Source organism: Pseudoxanthomonas sp. 68-E7, from assembly GCF_057773145.1.
Window position 1 is genome coordinate 105,483 of sequence record NZ_JBYMTI010000004.1, and the last position, 20,802, is coordinate 126,284.

Genomic DNA, 20,802 nt, shown 5'->3' on the forward strand with positions numbered 1-20,802 from the left:
ATCCCGATGAACAAGTGGATCCGCCAGTTCCACCGCTGGCTGTCGATCATCTTTACCCTGACCGTCCTCGCCAATCTCGTCGCCCTGGCGATGCAGAAGCAATCCACGTGGGTGGGGTTGATGGCGCTGTTTCCGTTGATCCTGCTGATGATCACCGGCCTGTATCTGTTCGCGCTGCCGTATCTGGGCAGGCGGACATCGCGTGCGGATGCGGGCGCCAATCCGGGCTAGGCATCGACGACGGCAGGTATCGACAAGTGGGAAGCGGTGCCGCGACTCCACACGAGCGCGGCGCACGCGCGTGATGCCGCGTGGTGCCGCGTCGTCATCCGCCTAACATTGAACGTCAAAGCATTGAACGCGCCTGGGCACGGCGGCAGACTCGTCGCCGGAGCTAGAACCTCCACAAACAGTGGTGCCCACCGCCATAACGGGTGGATTTTTTATGTCCGAACTCACATTGGGGCATAATTTTCCGGCGCGTCTCATGCGCCGGGAGTGGGCTAATACAACACCCGAAAGGGAAATACACCTGGCCGACTGTTTGCGGTTTCTAGCTCCCGGCATCCCTCCTGCAACGAGACAGGAGGGGTTTTTTCTACGGAATGGAGTACCGCCAATGCGTTCAACGTCCCCCGCGCCCACCGCGCACCAGACCGGCTTCCTGTTTCCCGAACCGGCCTTCTACCAACTGCGGCAACTGCGTGAACAGCTCAAGCTGATGGGCTACCTCAGCGCCGCCTGCGCCGGCGATGAAACCCGCGAACCGACCATGGCCATCCATCGCTGGCATGCCGGCTTCGAGGCGCTGGAACAACAGGTCGGCCACATCCTGAGCCGGGCCCGATGGGTATCGCTCCAGCAGAAAAAGAGCGGGAACAAGGGAAAGAAGCTCAAACGCGCCAAAGCAAAAGGCGACCAGCCGTAACGGCGTTCGCGGGCCGGGTCCGGTTCCTGTCCAACGCGCGTGCCGCTCCGATCAGAATCGGGGTGGCACGATCAGCAGCACGCCGATCACGCCCAGCGCCAGCGTCCACAGGCGTGCGTAGATCGCGCTTCGCCAGCGACGGGTTCCGGCGCGCAGTCCGCGCCACGCGGCATGCGCGAGTACGCCGGTGACCGCGAGCATCGCCGCCATGTGCACGCCGACGGCGGCCAGCAGCAGCAAAGACGCGCCGGAAGCCGCGAATTCGCGCCAGGGGCCGGCGGACAGGCACAGCGGCACCAGCGCCGGGACCAGCACCATGCCGAGCCCGTGCGCGGTGGCCATCAATGCCGACCACAGCGCCAGTCCGGTCGCACCCAGCCGTTGCGTCGCGATGCCGTCATGCGCGCGGTGCCCGCGCAGCAGGCGATGGACGGCCAGACCGAGCAGGGCGACGCCGGCGATGCGCGCGGTGAGCTCCGGATCCACTTTCAATCCCTGGGCGAAGGCGACGGCGATCAGCAGGATCGCCGCCGCGTGTCCCACCGCGATCGGCAGCAGCGCGCGCCAGGCCGGGCCCGCGCGATCCGAGTGGATCGCGCGGGCGGCGGCGAACATCCAGCCGTTGGCCGGATGCAGCCCGTGCAGGGCGCCGAGTCCGGCGATCACCAGCCAGGGCCAGGGAGTGGTCATGGCGACGCGATCCCGGCGATCAGCCGTGGCAGCAGGTGCTTCTGGCGCCCGCCTGCTCGTAGAGATCGTGGTGGCGCACCCACGACATCGTGTCCTCCAGCCCGGCTTCGTCGCGGCCTTTCGGAGTGAGGTCGAGCAGCGGGTAGGTACCCATCATCACTTCCACGCCACGTCCGAAACGCGAATAGGTGTGGAAGACCGTGCCGTCGTCGTCGCGATGGAACACGCTGATGCCGGGCGCATCCGGATGCGGGAAGTATTGGTGGGCGTAGTTGTAGTCGACCGCGCCGGTGGCCATGTCCTCGGGCGTGAAGCTCACCCCGAAGTCGTAGTTGAAGTCGCTGTCGAACGAGGACACCCACGGGAACTTCCAGCCCATGCGCGCGCGGAAGCGCAGGATGTCGGCAAGCGGCGCGCGCGAGATCGCCAGCAGGGTGGTGTCGCGCTGGGCCAGGTGCGGCAGCGCGCCGTCGCTGTGGTCGGCCATGTAGGAACAACTGCGGCAGCCCTGTTCGCGGCCGGGCGTGAACATGAAGTGCTGGACCAGCAACTGGTGGCGGCCATCGAACAGTTCGGCCAGCCGGCGCGGGCCATCGACCGTATCGAACACATAGTCCTTCTCGACTTTCACCCACGGCAGGGCACGCCGTTCGGCGGCGACGCGGTCGCCCAGGCGGGTGAGTTCCTTCTCGCGCGCGAGCAACTGCAAGCGTTCCTTCAACCATTGTTCGCGGTTGATGATGCGGGGGGCGGTGGTGGGGATGTCTGCGATGAGGTTCATGAGTCTTCTCCTGGTGGGTGCGGTGCTGGGGGGAGGCGGTTGCGATGGGTGGCTGCCCCTTCGAAGAAGGGGGCGCCGGAGGCGGAGGGGGTCTGTTTTTTGCGCGGAAGAGCAAATCCCCCTCAGTCCCCCTTTTACAAAGGGGGAGGTAAAAACAAATCTCCCTCCAGTGCTTTTCAGTTGCCGAATGGCTGATCGAGGGGGAAGCAAGGCATTTCTAAGGGGTAGGCAAAGCAGATCTGCTTGGTGATCCAACCCCCTTCGAAGAAGGGGGTGGGCGCCGGAGGCGACCGGGGGATTTGCTTTTCGCGCGGAGAGCAAATCCCCCTTAATCCCCCTTTTAAAAAGGGGAGGTAAAAACAAATCTCCCTCAAGTGCTTCTCAACTGCCGAATGGCTGATCGAGGGGAGGTGGAAACAAAATTAGTCTGGTGATCCAACCCCCTTCGAAGAAGGGGGGGGCGCCGGAGGCGACCGGGGGATTTGCTTTTCGCGCGGAGAGCAAATCCCCCTTGATCCCCCTTTTAAAAAGGGGGAGGTAAAAGCAAATCTCCCTCAAGTGCCTCTCAACCGCCGAATGGCTGATCAAGGGGAAGGCAAAAGCATCAATCTGCGATCAGGTGTTTACGAGGCGGCGGCGCGGAATGTGGTCAGTGGCCCGCGCCGCGCGTCACGCGGCGTGTCGCGGCCTGCGTACCGCGCGGACCTTGCCGGTGAAACCGCCGCCGGCGTAGAACAGATCCGCGCCGTCGGATTCCAGGCCGCTGACATTGGTGCCGGCCGGCATCTGCAGGCGTTCCAGCACGTCGCCGCTGTCCGGATCGATGCGGCGGATTTCGCTTTCGTCGCCTTCCCAGGTGCCGTGCCAGAGTTCGCCGTCCACCCAGGTGACGCCGGTGACGAAGCGGTTGGACTCGACGGTGCGCTGGATCGCGCCGGTGGCCGGATCGATGCGATGGATGCGGCGATCGCGGTACTGGCCGACCCACAGGCTGCCTTCGGCCCACGCCAGTCCGGTGTTGCCGCCCTGGGCGGGGGCGGGAATCGAGGACACCACTTCGCCGTTGGCCGGATCGATCTTCTCGATGCGCGAATCGACGATCTGGTACAGGTACTTGCCGTCGAACGCGGTGCCGGCGTCGCAGGGACGTTCCAGCTTGCGCACCGATGCGCCGCTGTCCGGATCGATGGCGATCAGGCGCTCGTTGGTGGCGGCCCAGATGCGGGTGCCGTCGTAGGTCACGCCATGCACGCCTTCGACGCGGTCGAGCGGATACTCGCGGACGATCTCGGCGGTGCTGGCGGGGGCGGCGGAATGGACGGCGGTGCGGGTCATGGCCTGGATTCCTGCGGTATGCGCCGGGCGTGGCGCGATGGAAACACTCTAGCCAGCCGGCAGCGCGGCGGGGAGTAACAAGATCGTCGTGAATCCGGTCAGTGGTGGCGCCACCCAGCGCTGCGCGCGGGCCCGGCCGATTGCCCTCGCGCGGCCGTCGGTTTCCAGCTCGGCAAGCGCGCGCTGCACGGTGCGCTGGCTGGTATCCAGCGCCAGCGCCAGCGCCGAGGTCGACCAGGCCGCGCCGTCGGCGAGCAGGGCCAGCAGTTCGGCCTGCTCGCTTTCCAGCGGCGGCACCAGCAGCGCCACTTCGCGCGCATCGTGGGGAATCAGCACGAAGCCGCGCGCGCTGGCTTCGATGCGCGCCAGCGGTGCGGCGAACGCGCGCAGGCGGCCGATCTCCACGCGCAGGCGCGCGCGGTGGGTTTCGTCCGGATCGCGGGTACGGAATGCCTGCGCGATCAAGTGTTCGCGGCTGGCGTCGTCCGGCCAAGCTTCGGCCAACGCGCGCGCGAGCGCGAACAGCACCGGCCGCCGCGCCAGCGGATACCACGCGCCATCGCGGCGCAGCCCGCGCCGGCAGGCGTCGATCACCAGCGCGCCGGAGCCCAGCAGGGCTTCGACTTCGTCCAGCCGCAGCGCCTGTTCGCCATCGGCATGCCGGCGTCGCGCGGCGGGACGCGCGAGCAGGCCGCGGGCGTCGGCGATTTCCGCCAGCAGCGCCGGAATGCCCGCCTGCGTGGCGGCCTGTCCGGCGCGCTCCAGCGCGGCCCGGGCCACGCCGGTGCGCAGGCCGCGCAGCGCCAGTTCGGCGCGGGCGAGTTGGGCGATCGCGGCCAGCGCGGGCGACAAGCGGCCGCGCGCCAGCGCCGCCAGGGTGGCGGCGGCCGCGTCGAGACGGCCGAGCAGCAACTGCCGGCGTGCGGCGATCAAGCGGCCCTGGCTGGCGTTGAGGTGATCGGCGTGCGCTTCCAGGGTGGCGATGGCGCCTTCCAGCGCACGTGGGGTGGCGTCCAGATCCCGCATCGCCAGCGCCACTTCCGCCTCGGCCACCACGCAGCGGGCACGCGGCAACGGCTCGCGCGCGCCGAAGCCGCGCGCGGCCCGGCGCAGCAGTTCGCGCGCGCGCGGATGTTCGCCCAGCTGGGCCATGGCGATGCCGCGCAACGCCAGCGCCGGCGGGTCCTCGCGCAGGGCGATGCGCTTGAGCGCGCCCAGCGCGTCGCCGGTGGCGAGCGCGCGGGCGGAAGCGTTGATCAGGGCGTCCATCGCGACAGGCTAACCCGGCGCGGGTGACGGGGGCGAATCACCGCGAGGAGGCGATGCGTCGCGCCGGCGGGGCGTGCCCGCCGGCGTCGCGGCGCGGGAGGTCAGCCCTCCGCGCGGTATTCCTTCTCTTCGATGAAGGCCGAGCCGCCCTGCTGGTTGATGGCGTTCTTCAGGCCCACCCGGTGGCCGTTGTGCCGGGCGACGGCGCGCGCCAGCTGGATGAACTCATCGTCGAACACCTGCGCGGCTTCCTTCGCGCGCAGGGCGTCCTGCACGTCCCACATGCGCTCGTTGGCCTGTTTCAACTGCACCTTGAGATCGGCCATGGACGCGTGGCGAGCGGCAATCGGCTCCCACAGCGGCAGCAGATCCTGCAATTCGGTGATCACGTTGCGGCGCTTGCCTTCATCGGCGATGCGTTCGGACTTGATCTCCAGGATGGTGATCTTGTCCGCCAGTTCACCGATCGACACCGGTACCCGAATCGAATCCACGCGCGCATTCCTGTCCTGGGAGTGCGCGGATGATAGCGGATTGGCGACGGCGGGCGCCTCAGTCCGCGACCCGCACCACCAGCTTGCCGAAGTTGTGGCCCTGCAGCAGGCCGGAGAAAGCGGCCGGGGCCTGTTCCAGACCATCCACCACGTCCTCGCGCAGCCGGATGTCGCCGTTCGCGATCCACTCCCGCATGTCGCGACGGAATGCATCGAAGCGGTCCGCGTAGTGATCCAGGATGATGAAGCCCTGCATGCGCACGCGCTTCTGCAGGATCGTCGCCAGCAGTTGCGGACGATGATCGATCCGGCCGGCGGCGTCGCGATCGTTGTAGTGGGCGATGAAGCCGCACACCGGCACGCGCGCATGCAGGTTGAGTAGCGGCAGCACCGCGTCCAGCACCTCGCCGCCGACGTTCTCGAAGTACACGTCGATGCCGTCGGGGCAGGCGGCGGCCAGGCGCGCGGCCAGATCGCCCTCGCGCCGATCCAGGCAGGCGTCGAAGCCCAGTTCCTCCACCGCGAACCGGCACTTGTCGGCGCCGCCGGCGATGCCGACCACGCGCGCGCCTTTCAACTTCGCGAGCTGGCCGACCACCGCCCCGACCGCGCCGGTGGCCGCCGCCGCCACCACCGTCTCGCCGGCGCGCGGCTGGCCGATGTCGAGCAGTCCGACGTAGGCGGTGAAGCCGGGCATGCCCAGGCCGCCGAGCGCGAGCGAAGGCCGCGGCAGGCCGTCGAGCGAAGCCAGGTCGGCGCCGTCGGACAGCGCGTAGTCCTGCCAGCCCGCGTTGGCGAGCACGATCTGGCCTTCGCGGAAATCCGGATGGCGCGAGGCCTCGACCCGGCTGACCGTGCCGCCGACGATGACATCGCCCAGCGCCAGCGGCGGCGCGTAGCCCGGCCCGACTTCGTCCATCAGGTTGCGCATGTACGGATCCAGCGACAGGTGCAGCGTGCGCAGCAGCACCTGGCCTTCGCCCGGCGCCGGCGCCGGCTCGGTGATCAGGCGGAAGTCGGTCGCCACCGGAAGGCCGCGCGGGCGCGCGGCGAGGGTGATGCGGCGGTTGAGCGGAGCGTTGGCGGGCGTGGACATGAGCGGCTCGTGATGTCAGTGGAAACCCTGGCGCGACGGCATCGCCTCGCCCGCGGTGAAGGCGGCCGGGCGCGGTCCGTGGCGCAGGGTCAGCAGGGTGCCGAGGGTCATCATGATGACCGCGAACAGCGGTCCGCCGATCGCGCCGACATGATCCACCAGCAGGCCGCCGCCGATCGCGCCGGTGGCGATGGCGATCTGGAACGCCGCCACCAGCAGGCCGCCGGCGCCTTCGGCCTGGTCCGGCGCGGCGCGGATGATCCAGATCTGGAAGCCGACCGGGAACGCGCCGAACGCGAAGCCCCACAGCGTGATCGCGATGGCGGTGATCGCCATCGACTGGCCGGCCAGCAGCAGGGCGATGGCCAGCAGCGCGATTAGGGTGCCGCCGAATACGATCGCGGTGCGTTCGCTGCGCCCGGCCAGATAGCCGCCGGCGAAGTTGCCGAAGAAACCGCCGACGCCGTAGCCCAGCAGCACCGCCGAGATCGCGCCGACCGACAGGTGGGTGATGTTCTCCATCAGCGGACGCAGGTAGGTGAAGCCGGCGAAATGGCCGGAGATCACCAACAGCACCGCCAGCAGCGCCATGCGCACGCCCGGCCGGCGCAACAACTGGCCGAGCACGCGCAGATCCGGATTGGCCATCGGCGGCAGCGAGGGCAGGGTGAACGCCTGCGCCAGCAGGGTGATCACGCTGAGCGCGCCGGCGGCGACGAACGCGCTGCGCCAGCCCCACAGTTCGCCCATCCACGCGCCCACCGGCGCGGCGCACACGGTGGCGACCGACACGCCGGTGAGGATGAACGACATCGCGCGCGGGAATTTCGATTCCGGCACCAGCCGCATCGCCAGCGCCGCGGCCATCGACCAGAAACCGCCCAGCGCCACCCCCAGCATCACCCGCGCCGCCAGCAGCGGCCACAGGCTGTCGGCGGTGACCGCGATCGCGTTGGACAGCACCAGCAGCGTGGTCAGCGCCAGCATCACGTGCTTGCGATCCAGGCGCCGGGTCAGCAGCGGAATCGATGGCGCGGCGATCGCGCCGATCAACGCGGTGGCGGTGACGGTCTGCCCGGCGGCGCCTTCGCTGATGGACAGGTCGGCGGCCAGGGGGGTGAGCAGGCTGGCCGGCAGGAATTCGGCGGTGACCAGCCCGAACACGCCCAGCGCCAGCGAGGACACGGCGGCCCAGCGGGCGGGAGCTTCGGTGTCGGCGGGCGATGCAGAGGCGGGGGAACCGGGGGAAAGCGCCTCGGCGTCGTCGAGGAGCGCGTCGGCGGTGCAATCGGAGCAGGAGGGGGAGGACACGGGGGCAGCCTGTGGGGGGCGGATCGGCAGATTAGGCGTATGATGCTGGCGTTTCCATGCCGGAAAGGCCTGAATGATTGCTCATTCGTCCAGCGCCTTGCGCGCCAAGGCGCCCGTGAAGGCCGGGCCCGCGTCGGCCGACGGACGCGATCTGCTTACCCAGGTTCTGCTGGGCCTGCGCCTGGACGGCGTGGAGTACGGCCGCTGCGTGATGCGCGCGCCTTGGGCGGTGGCCTTCCCGGAAAGCCGCGAGGCGCGCTTCCACTTCGTGGCCCAGGGCGGATGCTGGCTGAAGCTGCGCGACGCCGACTGGGTGCGGCTCAACCCGGGCGACGCCGTGCTGCTGCCGCGCGGCAGCTTCCACGTGATCGCCAGCGATCCCGACGTGCCGGCGATCGACATCGACGCGCTGGCGCGGGTGCCGGTGTCGGACGACATCTATCTGGTCAGGACGGATGCGCAGGCGGGAGAAGACGACGGCGAACGCAGCGTGATGTTCTGCGGCAGCATGCGCTTCAACCTGGATCCGCTGCATCCGCTGCTGGCGATGATGCCGGACATGATGCGCGCCGGTGAACTGGCGCAACGCGATCCCACCGTGCCGGCGATGCTGGAGGCGATGGAGCGCGAGGTCTCGCTGGATCGCATCGGCGCCTGCGGCATCATGGCGCGGCTGGCCGACGTGCTGGCCGCCAGCATCATCCGCGCATGGGTGGAATGCGGTTGCAGCGATTCCTCGGGCTGGATCGCCGCCGTGCATTGCCCGTCGATCGGCCGCGTGATCGCGGCCATCCACGCCGAACCGGAACGCGACTGGAGCGTGCCGGAACTGGCCGGCCTGATGGGCGCGTCGCGCTCGCGCTTCGCCGAGGCCTTCACCCGCACGCTCGGCGAGACCCCGGCGCGCTACGTCGCCCGCATCAAGATGTTCCAGGCGCGGCGCTGGATCGCGCAGGAAGGCATGCGGGTGGCGGTGGCGGCCAACCGGCTGGGCTACGACTCCGAGGCGTCCTTCAGCCGCGCGTTCAAGCGCATCATCGGCCAGTCGCCCGGCGCGCTGCGCAGCGCGCAGCTGCACGCGCGGCCGCGCACCGCGTTCGAGGCGCGCGCACCGCGCTGATCGTCGCGCGGCGCGGCGCAGGGCCGATCAGGGCTTGCGGATCGTGTCACGCCGGATCTCGTCGAGGATCCAGCGCACCGCGTCGGCGACCACCGCCGGATTCTCGTACGGGATGACGTGGCCGGTGTTTTCCGCCACCACCAGGGAGCCGCGCGAGGACAGGGTCGCCAGATCTTCCTGCCACTGGCGCCATTGGATGTCCTCGGCGTTCGGCGGCGTCTCGGTCTTGCCGCGCCGGATCACCGCCAGCGGCAGATCACCGAGCGTGCCGTAGCCGCGCGCCTGCTGCATGGCGGCGGGCACCCGATCGAGCGCTTCGTATTCCTGCTTCACGGTGGCCAGCACGCGTGGCAGGAAGGCGACCACGATGTCGGGCTCGACTTCGGCCGGCAGCGGCACCACCGGGCCGTCGCCCTGGGCCTTCTTCAATCCGGCCTCGATTTCCGCCGTCAGGTTCGCGCGGAACTTCGCCGCGCCCGGGGTGAACAGGTACGGCTCGGGGCTGGCGTCGACCAGCACGAGGCCGGCGACTTCATCCGGATATTCATGCGCGTACAAACGCGCCAGCAGCCCGCCGACGGAATGGCCGACGATCACCAGCGGCGTCCGCAGTTTCTTCGCGGCGACCAGCGCGTGCAGATCCACCACCATGTCCTGCTGCGTGCGCGCGCCGGCCACCGGATCGCTCCAGCCCAGGCCGGCGCGATCGTAGGTGCAGGCGTGGGCGAACGGCGCGATGGCGTCCTGCACCTTGGCGAAGGCGGAGCGGGCGGTGTACTGCGACAGGCCCGCTTCGAAGATCACGGTGGGACCGGACGCGTCGCCCTTGCAGTCCAGGTGCAGGCGACGCCCGCCGATGTCGACGAGCTGGCCAGGCGGGGGTGGCGGCACGAACGCCGTCGGTGCGGCAGTTTCACCCGCGAAAGCGATGTTGGCCGGCCCCAGGTTGGCCGGAATCAGGACGAACGAAATCAGACACGCGCGAAGCATGGTGGTACTCCTTGCGAAGGAAGGAAAAAAGGCCGGCGCAGCCGGCCGTCGGGATCGGCGGCCCTGATCCGCCGGCAAGGTCAGCCGGCGGGATCAGCGAGCAGGATCAGTGCGCAGAATCAGTGAGCGGGATCAGTGGGCAGAATCAGCGAGTGGGAGCAGGCAGGCGGATGCGGGCGCGGCGGCGATGCAGGCGCACCGCCAGATCCACCACGATGTAGATCGTGATCAGCGCCAGTATCCCGCGGGCGGCCTGATCGGTCGGCGTGGCCTGGAACATGCGCCCACCGGCGATCCACCAGACCAGCAGCGCGACGAAGGCGGCGCTGGACACGATTTCCAGCGTGCGCGCCAGCGGCGACCAGCGGCCCTGCACCAGCACCATGGCCAGGAGGGCGAACGAAGCCGCCCACAGCGGCAGCACCGGCCAGGCGCGTATCCGCAGGAAATCCGGATCCAGCGCCAGCACCCGCGGCAGCGCGCCGGGCAGGTGCGGTGTCAGCCACGGCAGGGCGATCACGACGCCGGCGCCGATCGCGAACCACACCAGGCCGAAGGCGAGTGCGCTCCGGTTGACGCGTTCGGGATCGACCGACTGCGGCCGCCAGCGCGGCTTGAACCAGCCGTGCCGCTGCAGCCAGGCGGCAAGCAGGGTGAACATGATCATGAAGCCCGGCCACCAGAACGCGCCCAGGCCCGGACCCAGCCACCAGCCGGCCAGCGGCAGGCTGCCGTCGAACACGCGCGGCAGGCTCAACGCCCACTGCAGCACCAGGCCGACCACCGCGATGATCGTGAAGCCGCGGGTCTGTTCCGGCGAAATGAGCGCCAGGCCAGGCGGGTGGTAGCGCGCGGCGACTTCCGCCGGCGTGCCGAAATCGCGCAGCACCGCCAGCACCATCGCATCGTCGGCGGCGCGACCTTCGCCGGCGGCGTGTTCGGCCAGCATCTCGGCGAGCAGGCCACGCAGTTCCAGCCCGATTTCATCGCGCTCGCGCGCGGGCAGGCGGCGCATCACATCGAGTACGTACGCATCGATCACGTCGTTCGGATTCATTTCCCGTCCCCTTGCAGCAGGCCGCCCATGGTCCCGACCAGGGAATTCCAGAAGGCCGTCAGTTCGGCGAGCATCGCCTCGCCTGCGTCGTTCAACCGGTAGTAGCGGCGCGGCGGGCCGTCCTCGATCCGCCATTCCGAGGCCAGCACCCCCTGGCCTTCGAGCCGCCGCAGCAGCGGGTACAGCGTGCCTTCCTCGATCGGCATGCCGCGCTGGGCCAGCGCCTGCCGCAGCGAATAGCCGTACTGGAACTCACGCAGCTGCGACAGCACCGCCAGCACGAGCACCCCGCGCCGCAGCTCCAGTTCCAGCTTGGATCCCGGGTTGTCGCGTGCTTCCACCATGTCCCACCCCGTAACGTTTGACGAACAGTACTTTGTGTCACACAGTATGTAAACGGGATCGCCCCGCGAGCCGACGAACGGCAAGCCGGCCGGACAGACCGCCAAACCGGTTCAGGGGGGGCCTGCCGGCCCGGAAAAAGGAAGGGATCCGGGGCGGGAGCTCAGCGCAATTGCAGGCTCAGGCGCTTGAGCATGCCGGTGAAGGCGAACGGCAGGCGGTAGTCATCGCTGATCGGCGAGGTATAGGCGCGGCCCACCCCGAACGAGCCCAGCACCGACGATCCCAGGCGCGCCACCCGCTGTTGCGCCACCGGCTGGCCGTCGACGAGCAGGCGGACGACACCGCCGTTGCCGGAGGCATCGCGCGTGAAATCCAGTTCCAGCCGATGCATGCCCGGCGACAGCGCCTGCTCCGCCGAGACGAGAACGCGGTCGCGTCCGTACACGTTGTTGGCGAAGGTCGGCTTGCCGTCGCGCAGGTACCAGGCGAAGCCGCCCAGGCGGCTGCCGTAGGCGGCCAGCATGCCTTCGGCCGTTCCGGAAGCACCCACGTCCACCTCCGCGGTGAAGCGGAAACTGGTGCGCGGCAGGCGTGGCAGCGACTTGGCCGGCAGGCGCGGCAACGGCGGCATGAAATCGAAGCGGGTGCGCCCGTCCGCCAGCGTGGGCGCTCCGTGGTCGGCGCCTTCGACGTAGTTGGCCAGCGGGAACACGTGGTTCCGGCGCGCCTCTTCGTCGAAGGCGCGCTTCATCGCCGCCAGCTTTTCCGGATACCGCGCGGCCAGGTCGTGTGCCTGGCTGAAGTCGTGTTCCAGGTCGTACAGCTCCCAGCGATCCGCGTCGAAGCCTTCCGGATAGGGCTTGATCCAGGGTGTCATGTGGCGCGCGCTGGCGATCCAGCCATCCTGGTAGAGCGCGCGATTGCCCAGCATTTCGAAGTACTGCGTCCGCTGCGCGGGCGATGGTTCCTTTCCTTCCAGCAACGGCAGGAGGCTGACGCCGTCCAGCGGACGCTGGTCGATGCCGTCGATACGCCCGGGCAGTGCGATGCCGATCGCTTCCAGCAGCGTCGGCACCACGTCATTGGCGTGCGAGAACTGATCGATCGGTCGCGTACGTGCCGCGAAACGCGCGGGCCACGACACCGCCATGCCCACCCGCAGGCCGCCGAAATGCGAAGCGACTTCCTTCATCCACTGGAACGGCGTGCTGCCCACCCACGCCCAGGCGGAGGAATAGTCGTTGAAATGCAGCGGTCCGCCGAGTTCATCCAGATGGGCGAGCTGCGCCTGGTGACCGGCGGTGGCATCCATATGGCCGTGGATGCCTTCCATCCCGCTGGCGCCGTTGTCGCCGGCGACATAGACGATGATCGTGTTGTCGCCGTCGGGCGCACCACGCACCGCATCGAGCAGGCGTCCCATCTCGTGGTCGGTGTGGGCAAGGTAGGCGGCAAACACTTCCATCTGCCGCGCGAACACGCGGCGCTCTTCCGGCGAAAGCGAATCCCACGCGGGAATTTCGGCCGGACGCGCGGTCAGTTCGGCGTTGGCAGGCAGCAGGCCGAGGCGCTGCTGCCGCGCGAAAATCTCGCGCCGCAGTACATCCCAGCCCTGGTCGAAGCGGCCGCGGTACTGATCGATCCACGCTTTCGGCACATGGTGCGGCGCGTGTACCGCGCCGGTCGCCAGATACAGGAAATAGGGCTTGTCGGGCGCCGCCGCCTCCTGCGTGTGCAGCCAGCCGATCGCCTGATCGACGAAATCACTGGTCAGGTGGTATTCGCGTCCGGGGACGTGTTCCGCCTCCACCGGCGTGGTGTCGCGATACAGGCTGGCGGGTTCCCACTGGTTGTCGCCGCCGTGGTTCATGATGCCGTAGAAGTAGTCGAAGCCCAGCCCGGTCGGCCAGCGATCGAAGGGCCCCGCGGGCGAGACTTCCCACTCCGGCGTGTTGTGCCACTTGCCGATGGCGGCGGTGCTGTAGCCGTGATCCTTGAGGACGCGGGCGATGGACGCCGTTTCCGGTTTCCAGACCGCGTTGTAGCCGGGCGTGCCGGTGGCCCAGTCGGCGACCCGGCCGAATCCCACCGCGTGGTGGTTGCGCCCGGACAGCAGCGAGGCCCGCGTCGGCGAACACATGCCGGTGGTGTTGAAGTTGGTGAACAGCGCACCGTCGCGGGCAACGCGCGAAAACGCCGGCGTGCGCGAGACGCCGCCCAGGCTGTCGGGATCGCTGAAGCCGACGTCGTCGAGCAGGATCAACACGATGTTGGGCGCACCCGGCGGGGCCTTGGCCGGCCGGCCCCAGTCGGCCGCGGACGCCGGCAGGCACAGGAGGATCAGGCAGGCGGCCCACCAGGATGAACCGGAGCGGGAGCGACGCTTCCGCGCGACGGCGATCGCGGCGGGGCGGCGTGGTGACGCGTGCGTGGCTGACATGAAGTGCGGATTTTCCCCGGGGCCAGGGCTCGATCCTAGGCCGGGATGCGGATCGGACAACCGGGAGCGTCTTTCTTCTCTCCCAAGGATTTGTCGGGTGTCCGCCCGCCGCGCGCATCGGCGGCGGGGCAGGCCGGGATGCCCGATTGCGGACGTCGATCGTCCGGTATCGGACATCGGCGCGCGCCACGCAATACCAAAAGAAGTCGATGGTTCAGGCACTTGCGCGTGATGCGCAGCTGGCACGCGGTCTGCACGTATAACGACATGGACATCGCACGCTCGCCCTCACGCTCCCCCACGCGCCGCCGCCGCCTGCTGCTGGTCGGCGGTCCCATCCTGTTCCTGGCGGTGGTCGCCGCGATCGCCGTGTTCGGCGTCGGACAGGCCGCGCCGCGGGTGGAGCGCGGCAGCCTGTGGATCGGCGCCGCCGAACGCGGCGACATGGTCCGCGAGATCCGCGCCACCGGCACGCTGGTGCCGCGCGACATCCGCTGGATCACCGCCGGCGCGGTCTCCACCCTCGAACAGGTGCTGGTGCAACCCGGCAGCCGGGTCAGCGCCGACACGGTGATCCTGCGCATGGTCAATCCGGAACTGACCGCCAACCTGGAGAAGGCCGAAGCGGCGCTGGCCGGCGCGGAAGCGGACGTCGCCTCGGTGCGCACCTCGCTGGCCTCGCAACTGCTGGACCAGCAGGCCCAGCAGGCGCAGGCCGAGTCGGAATGGCGCATCGCCGAGGTCAAGGCGCAGGCCTACGAACGCGCGCACGCCGCCGGCGTGATGTCGAAGATCGAACTGCGCCAGGCGCAGATCACCGAAACCACCCAGCAGGGGCGCGCTGAAATCGAGACCCGGCGCGTGTCGGCCTTCCGCCAGAACATGGCCGCGCAGTTGCGCGCGGCGCAGGCGCGGCGCGATGAAGCCGCCAGCACCCTGGCGATCGCGCGCCAGCAGGTCGCGTCGCTGGAAGTGCGCGCCGGCAGCGACGGCATCCTCCAGCAGATCGATGTCGAACCCGGACAGCAGGTCAGCGTCGGCGCCAAGCTGGCGCGGGTCGCGCGCCCGGACGATCTGATCGCGCGGCTGCAGGTGCCGGAGGTGCTGGCCAAGGATCTGTCGCTGGATCTGGCGGTGAGCGTGGATACCCGCAACGGCGTGGTGCAGGGCCGGCTCACCCGCATCGATCCGGCGGTGCGCAACGGCAGCGTGACCATCGACGCCGATCTGGGCCGCCAGTTGCCGGCCGGCGCGCGTCCCGACCTTTCGGTCGATGGCCGCATCCGCCTGGGCGTGCTGCGCGACGTCGTCAGCATTCCGCGCCCGGCGCTGGCCGTGCCCGGCAGCCCCGGCACCCTGTTCGTGCTGGACGGCGACGGCGGCGAGGCGCGCCAGACGGCGGTGCGCTTCGGCGCCGCGTCCAGCGATCGCATCGAAATCCGTAGCGGCCTGCGTCCCGGCGACCGCGCCGTGCTTTCCGACACCAGCCAGTGGGCGCAGTACCCGCGCCTGCGTTTACGCTGACCTTTCCCCCCAGGAGCCCCGATGACTTCCGCCACCCTTCCGTCTTCCTCCGCCGCGTCCGCGCCGCTGCTGCGCCTGCAGCACCTGGGCAAGGTCTTCCATACCGACGAGGTCGAGACCCACGCGTTGTCGGACATCGCGCTGGACATCGCGCAGGGCGACTTCGTCGCCATCACCGGTCCCTCCGGCTGCGGCAAGTCCACGCTGCTGTCGATCCTGGGCCTGCTGGATGCGCCCAGCGGCGGCGAGTACTGGCTCAACGGCCGCAACGTCGCCGACCTGGACGCGCGTGGCCGCGCGCGCATCCGCAACGGCGAGATCGGCTTCATCTTCCAGGCGTTCAACCTGATCGCCGATCTGACCGTGGAGGAGAACGTCGCGCTGCCGCTGACCTACCGCGACGGCTTCGGCCGCGCCGACATCACCCGGCGGGTGCGCGAGGTGCTGGAACTGGTCGGCATGAACCACCGCACCCGCCACTATCCGGGACAGCTGTCCGGCGGCCAGCAGCAGCGCGTGGCGGTGGCGCGCGCGCTGGTCGGCAACCCGGCGATCCTGCTGGCCGACGAACCGACCGGCAACCTCGACAGCCACAACGGCGAGGCGGTGATGCAGTTGCTGGAACAACTGCACGAGAACGGCACCACCCTGTGCATGGTCACCCACGATCCGGCATTCGCGCGGCGCGCGCAGCGGATCGTGCACATGCTCGACGGCCGCATCGTCGACGAGGACACCTTCGAACGCCTGCGCCACGAGCGCGACATGGTGCTGCCCGGACTGGAGGCGGTGTCGTGAGCGCCGCCATCCTCTGGAACGAGGCGCGCCAGTCCTGGCGCGGCCTGCTGCGCCGGCCCGGCTACCTGCTGCTGGCGGTGCTGACCCTGGCGCTGGGCGTGGCGACCACCACGGCGGTGTTCTCGCTGCTGGACCAGGCGCTGCTGAAGCCGCTGCCGTTTCCGCAGTCGGATCGGCTGGTCACGCTCGGCCAGTATTTCGACGCCCAGCGGAATTCGGCCGCGCCGGGCTACTACGCGCCGGTGAAGCGCATGCGCAGCCTGGCGTCGAGCGGCATGCTGCGCAGCTGGGCGATCAACGCCAACATCGCGCGCGGCGACGAGGGACGGGTGGTGGGATCCTTGCGCGTGGATCGCGGCTTCCTCGACACCCTGGGCCTGCCGATGGCGCTGGGCCGCAATTTCAACGCCGAGGAGGACCGGCCCAACGGCCCGCAGGCGGTCATCCTCAGCCATGCGTTCTGGTCGCAGTACTACGGCGCCGATCCGGCCGCCATCGGCCAGAGCCTGCAGGTGGAAGGACGCGCGGCGCAGGTGGTCGGCGTGTTGCCGGCCGCGTTCCAGTGGCCGGTGCAGTTCGACATCCTGCTGCCGATGCAGCCGGACCTGGCCAGCACCAATCTCTCCACCAACGAAATGATCATCGCCCGGCTCAAGCCCGGCGTCAGCGTGGCCGAGGCCTCGGCCGAAGCCGGCACCGTGCTGGGCGCGGTCCTGCGCCAGAACCCGCGCATGACCGAGGAATGGCAGCGCCACCTGCGCGAGTTCCCGCCCAATGCGCTGCCGCTGAAGGGCAGCGTGTTCTCCTCCCGCACCGGCAACACCCTGTGGCTGTTCTTCGGCGCGGGCGCGTGCGTGCTGCTGATCGCGGCGATCAACCTGGCCAGCCTGATGCTGCTGCGCGCGCTGGGCCGCAGCCACGACAGCGCGGTGCGGGTCGCGCTCGGCGCGCCGCTGGTGCGGCTGGGCCTGCCGGCGCTGGCCGAGGGCCTGCTGATAGGGCTGGGCGGTGCGCTGGTCGGCATCGCCCTGGCCTGGCTGGGCCTGCGGCTGATGGCCAGTTGGGTGCCGCCGGAATGGATCCGCGGCGAGGCCGCCGCGTTGACGCCCACCGCCGTGGGCTTCGCCCTGCTGGCCGGCGCGGCCACCGCGCTGCTGGCCTCGCTGCTGGGCGTGCTGCGCGTGCGCGGATTGCAGCTCACCCGCGAACTGGTCGGTGGCGGACGCGCCGGCTGGAGTCGCGGCGCGGGCCGCCTGGGGCGCGGCCTGGTGATCGCGCAGGTGGTGGTGGCGGTGGTGCTGCTGATTGGCGCGGCGCTGTTCACCCGCACCCTGCAGCGCCTGTCGGAAGTGCCGATGGGCTTTGAAAGCCGCGCGGTCACCCTCTTCAGCCTGGCGCCGATTCGCGAGCGCTACGCCGAAGTGGATGCGATGGTCGAGCAGACCGATCGCATCATCGAGCGCCTACAACGGTTGCCCGGCGTGGCCCATGTCGGCGCCGGCAGCAATCCGCCCACCGCCACCCAGCTGAACTGGAGCTACCTGCTGCAGGACGGGCGTTCGATCACCGCGCAGTACCGCTTCATGACGCCGGATTTCTTCGACGTGTTCGGCATGCCGTTGCTGGCCGGGCGCGGCATCGGCGAGCAGGACACCGCCGGATCCGAGCGCGTCTGCGTGGTCAGCGCCACGTTCGCGCGCCAGTACCTGGGCGACTCGCCGCTGGGCAAGATCGTCACCATCGAGGATGACGGCGACAACCAGCGCGTGCCGATGCGGGTGGTCGGTGTCGTCGGTGACGTGCGCCAGTTCGGCCCGGCCGAGCCGCCGCCGCCGATCGTGTATACCCCGCTGGCGCAGCTGCCACCGGCGGCATGGGGGATCATCCGTGGCTTCGGCGGCTTGACCTATGCGTTGCAGTCGCATGCCGGCGCCGGTGGCGGCGGCGCCGAGCGCGCGCTGCGCGAAGCCATCGCCGAGGTGGTGCCGCAGCAGCCGATTTCGGATCTGGAGTCGATGGACGCGGTGGTCGCCTCCACCACCAGTGATCAGAAGCTCAACCTGCTATTGGTGGGTCTGTTCGCGGGCCTGGCGTTGCTGCTGGCGGCGGTGGGGCTGTACGCGGTGATGGCCACCGCGGTGGCGGCGCGCCGGCACGAGTTCGGCGTGCGCGCCGCGCTCGGCGCGGAACCGCGGCGCCTGTTGCGGCAGGTCCTGCGCGAGGCCGGCCTGCAGATCGCGATCGGCATGCTGGTCGGGCTGGGCATCGCGATGGCGATGTCGCGGTTCCTGCAACGCTTCCTGTTCGAGGTGCAGGTCGCCGATCCGTGGGCGATCGGGGCGGTGGTGATCGCGCTGGGCCTGGCCGGCCTGCTGGCGGCGCTGTCGCCGGCCCTGCGCGCGGCGCGGGTGCCGCCGATGCAGGCGCTGCGCAATGAGTGACGCCCGCGCGGCGGCGCGGACGCTAGACTGGCGGGGATGAGCACCTTTCCGACTTCCCGTCCGTCTTCCGGCGCCCGCATCCTGGTCGTCGACGACCAGCCCGACGTGCGCGAAGCGCTGCGCATGCTGCTCAAGAGCGCCGGCTACGGCATGGTCGGCGCGGAGTCGCCGGAGATCGCGCTGGGCTGCCTGCGCGGCGACGAGTTCGCCGCCGTGCTGGTGGACATGAACTATCGCCGCGATACCACGTCCGGCGAGGAGGGGCTGGCGCTGGTGGAGCAGATCGCGGCGATGTGCCCGGGCCTGCCGGTGGTGGCGATGACCGCCTGGGGCAGCATCGAACTGGCGGTCACGGCGATGCAGCGCGGCGCGGTCGATTTCATCGAAAAGCCCTGGCAGAACGCGCGCGTGCTGAACGTGCTGGAAAGCCGCATCGCCCTGGACCGCAGCCGCCGCAGCGAGCGGCGGCTGGGCCAGGCGCAGGCACTGCTGCTGCAGGAAGCCGGCGAGGAATTCATCGCCGAATCGCCCCTGATGCGGCGCCTGCTGGACGACCTGGCGCGGATCGCCGAAAGCGACGCCAACCTGCTGCTGCTGGGCGAGAACGGCACCGGCAAGAGCCGGCTGGCCGGCTTCGTGCACCGCGGCTCGCGCCGTGCCGCGCAGGCCTTCGTCAAGGTGAACATCGGCGGCATCGCGCCGACCCTGTTCGAAGCCGAGCTGTTCGGCCATGTGCGCGGCGCCTATACCGATGCGCGCCAGGATCGCGCCGGCCGGTTCGAACTGGCCGACGGCGGCACCCTGTTCCTCGACGAGATCGGCAACCTGCCGATCGACCAGCAACCCAAGCTGCTGCGCGCGATCGAGGACGGCGAGTTCGAGCGGCTGGGCTCATCGAGCACGCGCCGGGTGGACGTGCGCGTGGTCGCCGCGACCAATGCGGATCTGGAGGCCGAAGTCGCGGCCGGGCGATTCCGCCAGGATCTGCTGTACCGGATCAATACCTTCCAGGTGCGGGTGCCGGCGCTGCGCGAGCGCGGCGAGGACATCCTGCCGCTGGCCCGCCACTACCTGGCCTCCGCCTGCACGCGATACCGGCGCCCGGCGCCGCGCATCGGCCGCGATGCGGAACGCGCGCTGCTCGCCTACGCATGGCCGGGCAACGTGCGCGAACTGTCGCACGTGATGGAACGCGCGGCGCTGCTGGCCGACGAAGGCGTGCTGGATGCCGCCGCGTTGCGCCTGCCGGGCGCCGCCGAGCCGCGGCTGTCCGAACGCATGACCCTGGAGGAGGCCGAAGCGCTGCTGATGCGGCGCGCGCTGGCAGACCAGGGCGGCAACCTGCAACGCGCCGCCGACCAACTCGGCATCACCCGCCAGAGCCTGTACCGGCGGCTGGAGAAGCACGGCCTGCGTGGCGATGAAACGGGCTGAGCGCGCGCGCACGGTCTGGCTGGTCGCGCCGGCGATGCTGGCGCTGGCGGCGGTGCTCGCGCTGGGCACGCCCGCGCCGCGCGAGGCCGGGTTGCTGCTCGTGTGCGTACTGGCGCTGACCGCAATCATCTGGCGCGTGCAGCGGCATGCCGACGGACGCCGCCTGCGCACCCTCGACGGCCTGCTGGAATCCCTGCGCGAGGGCGACTACAGCGTGCGTGGCGCAGTGTCCGGCGGCAACGAGGAACAGGCGCGCTTGATGGGACGCTTCAACGCACTGGCCCAGCGCCTGCAGGACGAACAACGCGATTCGCACGAAAGCGTGCAGTTGCTGAGCAAGACGCTGGCCGCGCTGGACGGCGCGGTGTTCGCGTTCGAACAGGATGGGCGCCTGCGCCTGATCAATCCGGCCGGCGAACGCCTGCTCGGGCGACCGGCCTCCGAACTGCTGGGGCAGGGCGCGGATGCGCTGGGACTGGCGCCGTTGTTCGCGATTCCCAACGGTCGCATCCACCCGCACGCGTTTCCGGCCCAGCAGGGCCGCTGGCAGATCGGCCACGCCTCGCTGCGCAGCCGCAGCCAGGCCGGCCGCCTGCTGGTGGTGCAGCCGATGGAACGCGCGCTGCGCGACGAGGAGGCGCAGGCATTCCGGCGCCTGCTGCGGGTGCTGAGCCATGAGATCAACAACTCGCTGGCGCCGATCGCCTCGATGGCCGATACGCTCACCCGCGTGCTGCCCGCGCCGGGAG

Annotated in this window: 18 protein-coding genes; 7 read left to right on the forward strand and 11 right to left on the reverse strand. The window is 69.9% G+C overall.

What is annotated here, in order from left to right:
• Positions 1-6 precede the first annotated feature (6 nt).
• Together AC3DE2_RS11295 and AC3DE2_RS11300 are read left to right on the forward strand one after the other, a co-directional pair.
• Complete coding sequence (locus AC3DE2_RS11295) at positions 7-231, forward strand: hypothetical protein (protein WP_295382459.1); 225 nt, start codon at positions 7-9, stop codon at positions 229-231.
• Positions 232-619: 388 nt separating this feature from the next.
• The gene (locus AC3DE2_RS11300) at positions 620-928 is read left to right on the forward strand and encodes an XAC0095 family protein (RefSeq protein WP_488426249.1); all 309 of its coding nucleotides are present in this window, start codon (positions 620-622) and stop codon (positions 926-928) included.
• Positions 929-979: 51 nt separating this feature from the next.
• On the opposite strand, the gene AC3DE2_RS11305 is transcribed toward AC3DE2_RS11300, so the two are convergent.
• From AC3DE2_RS11305 to AC3DE2_RS11335, 7 genes are all read right to left on the reverse strand, one after another.
• Complete coding sequence (locus AC3DE2_RS11305; protein WP_488426251.1) at positions 980-1,618, reverse strand: hypothetical protein; 639 nt, start codon at positions 1,616-1,618, stop codon at positions 980-982.
• Between the two features lie 19 nt (positions 1,619-1,637).
• Positions 1,638-2,399, reverse strand: a complete 762-nt coding sequence (locus AC3DE2_RS11310) for a DUF899 domain-containing protein (protein ID WP_488426252.1) — start codon at positions 2,397-2,399, stop codon at positions 1,638-1,640.
• Between the two features lie 669 nt (positions 2,400-3,068).
• Positions 3,069-3,734, reverse strand: a complete 666-nt coding sequence (locus tag AC3DE2_RS11315) for a Vgb family protein (RefSeq protein ID WP_488426253.1) — start codon at positions 3,732-3,734, stop codon at positions 3,069-3,071.
• A 48-nt stretch (positions 3,735-3,782) separates the two neighbouring features.
• Positions 3,783-5,003: a helix-turn-helix domain-containing protein gene (locus AC3DE2_RS11320; RefSeq protein ID WP_488426254.1), complete on the reverse strand. Its 1,221-nt coding sequence runs from the start codon at positions 5,001-5,003 to the stop codon at positions 3,783-3,785.
• 101 nt (positions 5,004-5,104) lie between these two features.
• Positions 5,105-5,497, reverse strand: coding sequence for a DUF6165 family protein (locus AC3DE2_RS11325; RefSeq protein ID WP_488426255.1), 393 nt, complete (start codon positions 5,495-5,497; stop codon positions 5,105-5,107).
• A gap of 58 nt (positions 5,498-5,555) precedes the next feature.
• Positions 5,556-6,593, reverse strand: a complete 1,038-nt coding sequence (locus tag AC3DE2_RS11330) for an NADP-dependent oxidoreductase (RefSeq protein ID WP_488426256.1) — start codon at positions 6,591-6,593, stop codon at positions 5,556-5,558.
• 15 nt (positions 6,594-6,608) lie between these two features.
• Positions 6,609-7,904 carry an MFS transporter gene (locus AC3DE2_RS11335; protein ID WP_488426257.1) on the reverse strand — a complete coding sequence of 432 codons (1,296 nt, stop codon included), beginning with the start codon at positions 7,902-7,904 and terminating at the stop codon, positions 6,609-6,611.
• 73 nt (positions 7,905-7,977) lie between these two features.
• Here AC3DE2_RS11335 and AC3DE2_RS11340 point away from each other — a divergent pair, with 73 nt between their 5' ends.
• The gene (locus tag AC3DE2_RS11340; protein ID WP_488426258.1) at positions 7,978-9,024 is read left to right on the forward strand and encodes an AraC family transcriptional regulator; all 1,047 of its coding nucleotides are present in this window, start codon (positions 7,978-7,980) and stop codon (positions 9,022-9,024) included.
• A 27-nt stretch (positions 9,025-9,051) separates the two neighbouring features.
• On the opposite strand, the gene AC3DE2_RS11345 is transcribed toward AC3DE2_RS11340, so the two are convergent.
• From AC3DE2_RS11345 to AC3DE2_RS11360, 4 genes are all read right to left on the reverse strand, one after another.
• A complete protein-coding gene (locus AC3DE2_RS11345; protein ID WP_488426259.1) occupies positions 9,052-10,014 on the reverse strand; it encodes an alpha/beta fold hydrolase in 963 nt (320 codons plus the stop codon).
• 145 nt (positions 10,015-10,159) lie between these two features.
• Positions 10,160-11,071, reverse strand: coding sequence for an HAAS signaling domain-containing protein (locus tag AC3DE2_RS11350; protein WP_488426260.1), 912 nt, complete (start codon positions 11,069-11,071; stop codon positions 10,160-10,162).
• Positions 11,068-11,415 carry a PadR family transcriptional regulator gene (locus AC3DE2_RS11355; RefSeq protein WP_295382817.1) on the reverse strand — a complete coding sequence of 116 codons (348 nt, stop codon included), beginning with the start codon at positions 11,413-11,415 and terminating at the stop codon, positions 11,068-11,070. Before AC3DE2_RS11355 ends, AC3DE2_RS11350 begins: the two co-directional genes overlap by 4 nt.
• Positions 11,416-11,576: 161 nt before the next feature.
• The gene (locus AC3DE2_RS11360; RefSeq protein WP_488426261.1) at positions 11,577-13,856 is read right to left on the reverse strand and encodes an arylsulfatase; all 2,280 of its coding nucleotides are present in this window, start codon (positions 13,854-13,856) and stop codon (positions 11,577-11,579) included.
• A 267-nt stretch (positions 13,857-14,123) separates the two neighbouring features.
• Between AC3DE2_RS11360 and AC3DE2_RS11365 the strand changes: the two genes are divergently transcribed.
• From AC3DE2_RS11365 to AC3DE2_RS11380, 4 genes are read left to right on the forward strand one after another with little or no spacing between them, the layout of a single operon-like run.
• Positions 14,124-15,380, forward strand: a complete 1,257-nt coding sequence (locus tag AC3DE2_RS11365) for an efflux RND transporter periplasmic adaptor subunit (RefSeq protein ID WP_488426262.1) — start codon at positions 14,124-14,126, stop codon at positions 15,378-15,380.
• A 21-nt stretch (positions 15,381-15,401) separates the two neighbouring features.
• Positions 15,402-16,178, forward strand: a complete 777-nt coding sequence (locus AC3DE2_RS11370) for an ABC transporter ATP-binding protein (protein WP_488426263.1) — start codon at positions 15,402-15,404, stop codon at positions 16,176-16,178.
• A complete protein-coding gene (locus tag AC3DE2_RS11375) occupies positions 16,175-18,619 on the forward strand; it encodes an ADOP family duplicated permease (RefSeq protein WP_488426264.1) in 2,445 nt (814 codons plus the stop codon). The genes AC3DE2_RS11370 and AC3DE2_RS11375 overlap by 4 nt, the downstream gene beginning before the upstream one ends.
• Before the next feature lie 36 nt (positions 18,620-18,655).
• The gene (locus AC3DE2_RS11380) at positions 18,656-20,053 is read left to right on the forward strand and encodes a sigma-54-dependent transcriptional regulator (protein WP_295382812.1); all 1,398 of its coding nucleotides are present in this window, start codon (positions 18,656-18,658) and stop codon (positions 20,051-20,053) included.
• Positions 20,054-20,802: the final 749 nt, after the last annotated feature.

Bases quoted from the DNA above. Each gene is read 5' to 3' on its own strand.
- AC3DE2_RS11295 (WP_295382459.1), top strand. From the start codon at position 7: ATGAACAAGTGGATCCGCCAGTTCCACCGCTGGCTGTCGATCATCTTT.
- AC3DE2_RS11300 (WP_488426249.1), top strand. From the start codon at position 620: ATGCGTTCAACGTCCCCCGCGCCCACCGCGCACCAGACCGGCTTCCTG.
- AC3DE2_RS11305 (WP_488426251.1), bottom strand. From the start codon at position 1,618: ATGACCACTCCCTGGCCCTGGCTGGTGATCGCCGGACTCGGCGCCCTG.
- AC3DE2_RS11310 (WP_488426252.1), bottom strand. From the start codon at position 2,399: ATGAACCTCATCGCAGACATCCCCACCACCGCCCCCCGCATCATCAAC.
- AC3DE2_RS11315 (WP_488426253.1), bottom strand. From the start codon at position 3,734: ATGACCCGCACCGCCGTCCATTCCGCCGCCCCCGCCAGCACCGCCGAG.
- AC3DE2_RS11320 (WP_488426254.1), bottom strand. From the start codon at position 5,003: ATGGACGCCCTGATCAACGCTTCCGCCCGCGCGCTCGCCACCGGCGAC.
- AC3DE2_RS11330 (WP_488426256.1), bottom strand. From the start codon at position 6,593: ATGTCCACGCCCGCCAACGCTCCGCTCAACCGCCGCATCACCCTCGCC.
- AC3DE2_RS11340 (WP_488426258.1), top strand. From the start codon at position 7,978: ATGATTGCTCATTCGTCCAGCGCCTTGCGCGCCAAGGCGCCCGTGAAG.
- AC3DE2_RS11345 (WP_488426259.1), bottom strand. From the start codon at position 10,014: ATGCTTCGCGCGTGTCTGATTTCGTTCGTCCTGATTCCGGCCAACCTG.
- AC3DE2_RS11350 (WP_488426260.1), bottom strand. From the start codon at position 11,071: ATGAATCCGAACGACGTGATCGATGCGTACGTACTCGATGTGATGCGC.
- AC3DE2_RS11355 (WP_295382817.1), bottom strand. From the start codon at position 11,415: ATGGTGGAAGCACGCGACAACCCGGGATCCAAGCTGGAACTGGAGCTG.
- AC3DE2_RS11360 (WP_488426261.1), bottom strand. From the start codon at position 13,856: ATGTCAGCCACGCACGCGTCACCACGCCGCCCCGCCGCGATCGCCGTC.
- AC3DE2_RS11365 (WP_488426262.1), top strand. From the start codon at position 14,124: ATGGACATCGCACGCTCGCCCTCACGCTCCCCCACGCGCCGCCGCCGC.
- AC3DE2_RS11370 (WP_488426263.1), top strand. From the start codon at position 15,402: ATGACTTCCGCCACCCTTCCGTCTTCCTCCGCCGCGTCCGCGCCGCTG.
- AC3DE2_RS11380 (WP_295382812.1), top strand. From the start codon at position 18,656: ATGAGCACCTTTCCGACTTCCCGTCCGTCTTCCGGCGCCCGCATCCTG.